10 protein-coding genes are annotated in these 8,843 nt (G+C 38.5%); 5 read left to right on the plus strand and 5 right to left on the minus strand.

Features of this window, described 5'->3' with window-relative positions:
• Positions 1 to 111 precede the first annotated feature (111 nt).
• The 3 genes from H7254_RS16600 to kbl form a co-directional block, all read right to left on the minus strand.
• Positions 112 to 663: a Uma2 family endonuclease gene (locus H7254_RS16600; RefSeq protein ID WP_301934035.1), complete on the minus strand. Its 552-nt coding sequence runs from the start codon at positions 661 to 663 to the stop codon at positions 112 to 114.
• Positions 664 to 683: 20 nt separating this feature from the next.
• Positions 684 to 2,060 (minus strand): LutB/LldF family L-lactate oxidation iron-sulfur protein, encoded by a 1,377-nt coding sequence (locus tag H7254_RS16605; RefSeq protein WP_301934036.1) that lies wholly within the window; start codon positions 2,058 to 2,060, stop codon positions 684 to 686.
• 167 nt (positions 2,061 to 2,227) lie between these two features.
• Complete coding sequence (kbl, locus tag H7254_RS16610) at positions 2,228 to 3,424, minus strand: glycine C-acetyltransferase (protein WP_301922411.1); 1,197 nt, start codon at positions 3,422 to 3,424, stop codon at positions 2,228 to 2,230.
• 177 nt (positions 3,425 to 3,601) lie between these two features.
• Between kbl and H7254_RS16615 the strand changes: the two genes are divergently transcribed.
• From H7254_RS16615 to H7254_RS16635, 5 genes are all read left to right on the plus strand, one after another.
• Positions 3,602 to 3,790 (plus strand): hypothetical protein, encoded by a 189-nt coding sequence (locus H7254_RS16615; RefSeq protein WP_301922410.1) that lies wholly within the window; start codon positions 3,602 to 3,604, stop codon positions 3,788 to 3,790.
• Positions 3,791 to 3,878: 88 nt separating this feature from the next.
• The gene (locus tag H7254_RS16620) at positions 3,879 to 4,364 is read left to right on the plus strand and encodes an RNA polymerase sigma factor (protein WP_301934037.1); all 486 of its coding nucleotides are present in this window, start codon (positions 3,879 to 3,881) and stop codon (positions 4,362 to 4,364) included.
• A 38-nt stretch (positions 4,365 to 4,402) separates the two neighbouring features.
• Positions 4,403 to 5,485, plus strand: a complete 1,083-nt coding sequence (locus H7254_RS16625) for a hypothetical protein (protein WP_301934038.1) — start codon at positions 4,403 to 4,405, stop codon at positions 5,483 to 5,485.
• A gap of 18 nt (positions 5,486 to 5,503) precedes the next feature.
• On the plus strand, positions 5,504 to 6,418 hold the full coding sequence (locus H7254_RS16630; RefSeq protein ID WP_301934039.1) for an outer membrane beta-barrel protein: 915 nt from the start codon (positions 5,504 to 5,506) through the stop codon (positions 6,416 to 6,418).
• Positions 6,419 to 6,559: 141 nt separating this feature from the next.
• Entirely contained in the window at positions 6,560 to 7,156 is a 597-nt protein-coding gene (locus H7254_RS16635) for a murein L,D-transpeptidase family protein (RefSeq protein ID WP_301934040.1), read from the plus strand.
• A 1-nt stretch (position 7,157) separates the two neighbouring features.
• On the opposite strand, the gene H7254_RS16640 is transcribed toward H7254_RS16635, so the two are convergent.
• Both H7254_RS16640 and H7254_RS16645 read right to left on the minus strand, forming a co-directional pair.
• Positions 7,158 to 8,411, minus strand: coding sequence for an S-adenosylmethionine:tRNA ribosyltransferase-isomerase (locus H7254_RS16640; protein ID WP_301934041.1), 1,254 nt, complete (start codon positions 8,409 to 8,411; stop codon positions 7,158 to 7,160).
• Positions 8,412 to 8,417: 6 nt separating this feature from the next.
• The coding region (locus H7254_RS16645; protein WP_301934042.1) for a hypothetical protein at positions 8,418 to 8,843 on the minus strand (426 nt) is incomplete at its 5' end.

Consider the following 8,843-nt stretch of genomic DNA (forward strand, 5'->3'; position numbering starts at 1 on the left):
ATTACATTGGTAACATAGCAACAGGTTATTTGGAAGGCTGCACATTCGGCAGTTTTAGTCTTAGTAATAGTGGCTTCTTTTCATAACCACGGAGAATAAAAGGATGCAGTATTAGGCCTCGTAAATATCTTTCAACGCAATACTGATGTTGAATTTTGGCAGGTCAATAGTATCTGTAATGGCTGTAAAGGTGTTACTTTGCCAATCTCCCTCTGCAGCTTTTTTGTACAATATTACAAGGTATTTATCTGGCTCAACCAATAAATAATATTGCAGAGTATCTAATTTTTGATACTGAATAAATTTATCTATCATATCAAACTTCCGGGTACTTTCACTTAATACTTCTGCAATTAAAACGGGTTGGGTTGAGTAGTATTGATGTTCTTCCGGCAAAGCCACCATTACATCTGGATAGAAAAAAATATTTTCAGAACCAATAAATAATTTTACCTGCTCACTCGAAATTTTATATTCCAGCCTTTGAAGATTATATCTAAAAAATGCAGATAAATAGAAAACAAGGTTGTTATGATTGTAACTTGTTCCAGACATTTCAATTAAATTTTCAAGATAATACTCATGCCTTACTTCGCTTTTTTCTTCAAAAGCCAGGTACTCCTCAACGGTTTCAAATTTTCTATGTTCTGTTAATGGATTCATCTACTTCAAATATACTACATTTATTTCTTTAACTGTTCCGTCCACATTTCATTAAAAGTTTTTGGGCTAAACTCAAGCCTGCTACGGTTTTTAGCCCAGCCTTTGAATAAGCCATTTACTACTTTATTTTTTATATCTCCATTACCCATGTTCATTAACCCCCTGTTAAGGCTGGATATTTTCCAGAGTTTCCAGGCTGTTTTTTCGCTGATGGTGGTTAAGCCTTCTTCAACAGATTCATGGCGGTTTTGCAGCAGTAATTCGTGCAGGTTAATTTTTACCGGGCATACTTCGGTACAGGCACCGCAAAGCGAAGAGGCGTAGCTTAAATGTTTAAAATCTTTCATGCCCTGCAGGTTGGGCGTTATCACGCTTCCAATGGGGCCGCTATAAGTGGCGCCATAAGCATGGCCACCAATATTTTTATATACAGGGCAAACATTTAAACAAGCCCCGCAACGAATACAATAAAGGCTTTGCCGTTGAGTAGGATTTTTTAGAATATCCGTTCGGCCATTGTCCAGTAATATTACATACATTTCTTCCGGCCCATCGTTTTCATTGGGTTGCCTTGGCCCGGCGATAATCGTGTTGTAAACAGTAACCGTTTGTCCTGTTCCAAAAGTGGAAAGTAACGGCCAAAATAATGAAAGGTCTGTTATAGAGGGAATCATCTTTTCGATACCCACAATAACAATATGCGTTTTAGGAAAAGCACAACTCAATCTTGCGTTACCTTCGTTTTCAGTAACCGCTACCGCACCAATATCGCTGATGATAAAGTTGGCACCGGTAACACCCACTTCTGCCTGTGTGTATTTTTCCCGTAAAATTTTTCGGGCAACCTGTGTTAATTGCTCGGGTGTATAATTTACCGGCGTACCCAGTTTCTGATTAAACAACCTCGCTACATCTTCCTTACTTTTATGCATGGCGGGGGTTACAATATGGTAAGGCGCTTCACCATCCAGTTGCTGAATGTATTCGCCCAAATCTGTCTCCACGCTTTCAATTCCATTTTTTTCCAGCGCAACATTCAGGTGAATTTCTTCGGTAGCCATGCTCTTGCTTTTCACCAGCGTTTTGCAATTTTTTACTTTGCATATCAACAATATTTCTTCAATGGCCTGTTCAGTATTTTCGGCCCATATCACTTTACCACCACGTTGGGTAAAGTTTTTTTCAAATGTTAGCAGGTGCTCATGCAGATTTTCAATAGCCTGCCATTTGATATTTTTGGCTGTTTTTTTAGTAAATTCAATATCTGTAAATTGTTCCTTACCTTTTGGCACAACCGCATTGTACCTGCCGATATTAAAATTAATTTTCCGGCGGTGGTCAAGGTCTGCCGCTTTAATGGTGCTTTTGGCAATAAAGGTTTGTGCGTTTTCCGACATGCGTTTATTTTTTTAACCAGCTATGTACAAAGGGCATCGGCAGATGGCGACGCTCCGTTCAAAATCGGTAATTTCTATGATTTTTTATTAACCGGGATAAAAAATTTACTAATAAATGCACCTGCATTTTTTAACCAGGCCACGCTAAAAACAGACTTAAAAAAAGCTTAAAGCGTGGACTCCAATACGCCTAACACTTTACCCACTTTTGTAAAGGCGGCAATGGCATTATCCAGGTGTTGTTGTTCATGCGCTGCACTTAACTGTACCCTTATCCTGGCCTGTCCCTTGGCAACTACCGGAAAGAAAAATCCGATCACATAAATTCCTTCTTCCAGCAAATGAGCTGCAAAAGTTTGGGCCACCACTGCATCGTACAACATAATGGGCACAATAGGATGTTCGCCGGGTTTAATATCAAAACCAGCCTCAGTCATTTTTGTTCTGAAATAGTTGGTATTAAACGCCAGCTTATCTCTTAATTCAGTCGTTTCACTTAACATATCCAGCACCGCAATAGAGGCACCCACAATACTTGGTGCAAGTGTATTGCTAAACAAATAAGGCCGGCTTCGCTGGCGCAACATTTCAATAATTTCCTTTCGGCCACTGGTAAATCCACCGCTGGCGCCCCCTAAGGCTTTACCCAATGTACCAGTAATAATATCTATGCGGCCCACCACCCCACGATACTCGTGCGTGCCCCTGCCGGTTTTTCCCAAAAAACCGCTGCTATGGCATTCGTCAATCATTACAATGGCATCATACTGATCGGCGAGATCACAAATTTTATCCAACTGTGCAATGGTACCATCCATACTAAACGAACCATCGGTAACAATAACACGGCTGCGTAAATGGGCACTTGCTTTTAATTGCTCTTCCAGGCTGGTCATACTGTTGTGCTCGTACCGGTACCGCTGTGCCTTGCATAATCTAACACCATCAATAATGGAGGCGTGGTTCAATGCGTCGCTGATGATGGCATCTTCTTCGCCAAACAAAGGTTCAAAAACACCCCCGTTGGCATCAAAGGCTGCGGCATATAAAATGGTATCTTCTGTACCCAAAAAATCAGCTATCTTTTTTTCAAGTTCTTTATGAATGTCCTGTGTGCCGCAAATAAACCGTACACTGCTCATGCCGTATCCGCGGGTATCAATATAATTTTTGGCAGCTTCGGTTACTTTCGGATGCGCTGAAAGACCCAGGTAATTATTGGAGCAAAAGTTCAGCACTTTTTTACCATTTACAATAATTTCGGCACCTTGCGCACTGGCAATAACGCGTTCTTTTTTTATCAAACCAGCAGTGTCAATTGCTGAAAGTTCTGTTGTAATTCTTTGTACAAAATTTTGGTTCATTGGTATAAATTTAGTGTTGGCCTTTCGTATATTAAATTTGCTTTGATATCTTGAAAAAACAAAATTAAGTTAAGCGGGCGCTCATTCAATATCTTACTTATAATAAGTTTATCATTTATTACTTAGACCTGTAACTTTTTACTTTTATTTTCGTTTAACGGTCCAAAACAACCGTTTATGGTACTTAAAAAATCTGCCTTATTATTGCTTACACTTGCAGTAAGTTCGGTAAGTTTACTGGTCTATTCGGCAAATAAAGTAATTCCTGCCGGTAAGAAAATAAATTGTTGCAAACAATTGAACCAAATGGAACTCTTTGTTCCATGGAATATCATTTCTCAGTCAATGCTGATAACAAAAGCGTAAATATTTTTTATTTTGTAACTTTTATTTCAGTTAGCCGTTTTACATTTCACCAGCCAACTAAATTAATTAACCCAGGCACAAATTGTTTATGACGGAAAGAGAGTATAACCAATGTGTAAAAGAGTATGCAGATAATGTGTATCGCTTTATCCTCAAAAATCTGGGACACGAAGCAGATGCACAGGATGTAGTGCAGGGGGCTTTTGAAAAAATGTGGATAAACAGACAGCAGATTCAAAATGAAAAGTGTAAAAGTTATTTGTTTACAGTGGCCTATCACCAGATGATTGACCACATCAGAAAAAACAAACGCATAACTTTAAAAGAAGAATTTAAAGAAGAAATAAAGGTAACCGATCAGCAGCAACATGATACTAAAAAAGTATTAAATGAAGCATTGAACAAATTAACAGATATTCAAAAAAGCTTAGTGATGCTGAAAGATTACGAAGGCTATAGCTACCAGGAAATTGGTGAAATAACAGGACTAAATGAAAGCCAGGTAAAAGTTTACTTACACCGGGCAAGATTACTGCTCAGAGAATATATAGTTAAACCGGAAAACGTTATTTAAAAGTGAGCTGAGTGAATGGTTTATAAAAAATGCAAAAAATGAACATTAACCGACATAATTACGAATCGTTTTTTTTACTGTACATCGACAATGAATTGTGTGCTGCAGACCGGAACGCTGTAGAATTATTTGTTTTGGATAATGCAGATTTAAAATCAGAACTATATATGCTGCAGCAAAGCATTGTACAGCCGGATCTAATTAGTTTTAAAGCAAAAAATAACCTGCTGAAACCGGACGCCTTTACTACATCAACAGAAGAAAAATTGTTATTGTACATCGATAGAGAATTGAGTGTACCACTGATGAAGGAACTGGAAACGTTGATGGCTGCGGATGACAGGCTTTCAACTGAATTAGGCTTGCTTCAACAAACAAAACTATCTGTAGATAGTAACATTATTTTTGCTGATAAACATTTATTGTACAGAGAAGAACAAGACAGCGTAATTCCTTTCGGCTGGTGGAAACTGGCTGCTGCAGTGGTTATTGTTGGATTCGGACTATGGGGAATGAAAGTATTTGTAAATAAACCAGGCGTGGTTACCGCGATGCAGGTTGCAGCAAAACCTGCTGTTCATCGCTTCAACTCTTTAATTAAAACTCCAGCTAAAAAATTATCCCAGGAATTAATAGTTGCCATAACACAAACAGTTGCAACAGAGGAAACCAGCCCTTTAAAAAAAGTTAAGCGGGCAGTACAAATTAAAGAACAACGGGTTATTGTACCCCGGAAAAACGTACTGGCAAAAGAAGAAAAAATAATTATTAAACCCAGTAATAATTTGCCAAAATCTTATTTTGAGAACAGTAGTAAACCGGGCAATAATCAAGATCAAATAACGAGCGTAACACCACAAACGCAACAGAATACTTTAAATGCCGGTGCAGATAAGAAAACGCAGACAGCCTTAAATAATAATAACGTTTATACGGCTGCATTTTCTGAGAGCGCTAACGATACTAAAGAAGATCGGTTTACCTTTTCAGACGACGAACCCAAAAAATCCAGAATCGCAGGCCTGCTGCGCAAAGCAAAACGTTTACTGGAACGTAACACAAAAATGAAAACCGGCGACAACAATGTAAAAGTTGCCAATTTAGAATTTGCGCTTCAATAAACATTTAAAAAAGATACAATGAACAAGCTATTTACACAAATGGTACTGGCATTTATTTGCACAGTCGCTACCGCACAGCAAACAGACAGTATTGCTGTAAAAACAGACAGCCTTAATAAGCAGTATGAAAGACGCGACACCATCCGGATCGGTAATATTGTGATCGTTACAAATGCAGGTAATCACAGGCAAACAGGCAATAATACAAATATTACTTTAAGAAGAAAGCGGCAGGGGAAATTATCCAACATCAGCACCAACTGGGGTATTATTGATTTTGGTTTTGCCAACTACAATGATAAAACCAATTATGCAGCAGCCACTGCCGGCGGCGTTTTGGTAAATGCGCCGGGTAGTACATTTCCATTGGGTGCCAGCGATTTTAATTTAAGAGCCGCTAAAAGTGTGGACATAAATTTCTGGCTTTTTATGCAACGGGTTAATCTGATTAAACACCATGTAAATTTAAAATACGGTGTTGGCCTGGAACTGAATAATTATCGTTTCCGTTCCAATATTTCTTTTAAAGAACCTGGGCTTTCGCCTTATGCCGGTATGGCTGCAATACCCAATGCATATATTATAAGAGATTCAATTAGTTTTTCAAAAAACAAACTTGCCGCTGATTATATAACAGTTCCGTTGATGCTTAATTTTTGCAGTAACCCCGGCTACCATAACAGGGGTATCAGTTTAAGTGCTGGTATAAGCGCAGGATATTTATACGGGCAGCGCAACAAGCAAATTAGCCCGCAAAGAGGCAAACAAAAAAATAAAGGCGATTACGACCTGGAACAATTTAAACTTTCTTACATCGCCGAAATTGGGCTTGGTCCGGTAAGGTTATATGGTTCTTATAGTCCTGCATCTATATTTAAAAATAAATTGGATATGCGGCCCTATACATTGGGTATAAGGTTAAGCAATTGGTAAAAATAGGTTGTAGCAATTTATTTTATGTCATCCTTGAGGGGATGGCATTTTTTTTGCCTCTTATTTTCGTTAATGTTCAATAACCAAATGAAATAATGTTGCGGGCATGTCGTTTAAAAAGATATCAAATTAAATAATTGTATGAACAAAAAGGCGGGTATTGTTTTCTTAGGTATATGTACCCTTGTTTTATTGATGGCTTTTGTTCCGGGAATTAATAATAAAACAAAACCCGGTTCTAAAAAACTTACACCTCCTGTTGCACAAAAAAAAGCTGTAAGAAAGGATAGTGCTGAAAATTCCTATTATATAATTATTGATAAAAGTGATTATGAATTAAAAGTATATGATGAAGACGGCTGGTTTGCCACCTACCCGGTTGTTTTTGGCGGTAAGGATTTGGGTGATAAAATGAAGGAAGGCGATAGAAAAACCCCCAATGGAAGTTTTAAGATCATATTGAAAAAGATACATCCTAAATGGGGGCCGGAGCTACTATTAAATTATCCCAATGAAACAAGCTACCAGCGGTTTAACGAACGCAAGCAAAAAGGCCTTATACCCAAAAGCGCTAAAATTGGTGATGGCATTGCCATACATGCAACAAGGCCTGAAGAGGAGTGGACCATCGACAATTTTTATAACTGGACGGATGGTTGTATTTCTGTAAAATACACCGAGATGAAAGACCTATTCAGTTATATTCCTATAGGAACACCGGTAACTATTCAGCCATAAATTATACTTTCCTTACCGATTCCTGCGGAATAAAAATTAAACTCCCGTCTCCATAACTTAAAAACCGGAAATTATTTTCCATAGCATAATCATACACCCTGCGCCAATTGTTACCAATAGCTGCAGCAACCAATAATAACAAGGTAGATTGTGGCTGGTGAAAATTGGTAATAAGTGATTTTATAATTTTAAAATAATATCCGGTCGCTATTAATATCTGTGTTTTTACAACGATATTTTCATGATTGTTTTTATTCATCCATTCAAGTAAAGATTGCAACGATACCAGGGCAGAAACTGTAACCGATGCCAAAGGTTCTTCATATACTTCCCATTGTTGAATGGCCAAGTCTGTCATTACTATTTCAGGAAACAATATCGTTTTGATGCCCATCCAGTAAAGGCTTTCAATGGTTCGTACAGAAGTGGTACCCACTGCGGTAATATTATTTGCTATATTTTCAATCAACTTTTTTATCAAAACAACCGATACATCCAGCCATTCTGCATGCATTTCGTGGTGCTGCATAACAGCTGCTTTTACGGGCTTAAAAGTACCGGCACCTACATGCAACGTTACAAAACCTGTAGTAATTTCTTTTAGTGCAAGCGCTGCAAACACATGGTCTGTAAAATGAAGTCCGGCGGTTGGAGCTGCTACTGATCCGTCATGTGCCGCATAAATGGTCTGGTATCTTTCCGTATCGCTGTTTTCAGGCTTTCTTTTTATATACGGGGGCAAAGGAATTTCACCCATACAGCAAATAACTTCTGCAAAGCTCATTGATGCCGGTTGCCACTCCAATTCAACCACGTAGGCATCACTTAATTTTTCAATTAATCTCGCCGTTAGTACGGCAGTGGAATTTGCGTTATTAAACTGTTTTACCAATGGCCCCTGCTTCCATTTGCCAGCTCCCCCAATCATGCATTTCCAGCGTACCCTTTCTTTTTTACTCATAACGCTGCTGTAATCATTGCTGCCTTCATACGGTTCAAGACAAAAAATTTCAATAACCCCGCCAGTCGGTTTTTGAAATAAAATTCTTGCGGGAATTACCCTGGTATTATTAAAAACAAGCAGACTGCCGGCCGGCAAAAAATCAGCAATATTTTGATAAATATCTTCCTCAATGATACCGTCTTTATACATCAGTAATTTAGACGAATCCCTTTGTGCCAGCGGAAAAGCAGCAATTTTTTCTTCGGGTAACAGATAGGTGTAATCTGCAATGGCAATATTGTCAGGGTGCATGTGCAATTAATTTTTAAGAAAATTTTGTACTTCGCTCACCCATTTTGTATTTTCTTTTTTACACAAAGATTCATGGGCGGCACTAGCATATACTACCAATTTTTTAGGGGCGGTAATATTGGCATAAATTAAATCAATTTCACCGCTGGTAACCCTTGGATCCTTTTTGCCCCATTGCAGTAAAACCGGACAGTTAATTTTTTTTACAAACTCAGTTGGCTTCATATCAAATGCCCAAAAACCATGTTCGGCACCACCCCAGAAGGTAATCAAAGTTGCCAGTGGTTCCGGTGGTAAATGCATCATTTTTATTCTTCCCTCCGCCGCTTTAACAATGCTGCCATAAGGCATTTCTAAAATAATTTTGCTGGGTTGTAAAGTATCATCGCTGATGGCTTTTGAAATGGCGGCTGCACCCATGGAAATTCCCCA

The sequence above is a fragment of the Ferruginibacter sp. genome (genome assembly GCF_014377975.1).
Lineage (GTDB): Bacteria > Bacteroidota > Bacteroidia > Chitinophagales > Chitinophagaceae > Ferruginibacter.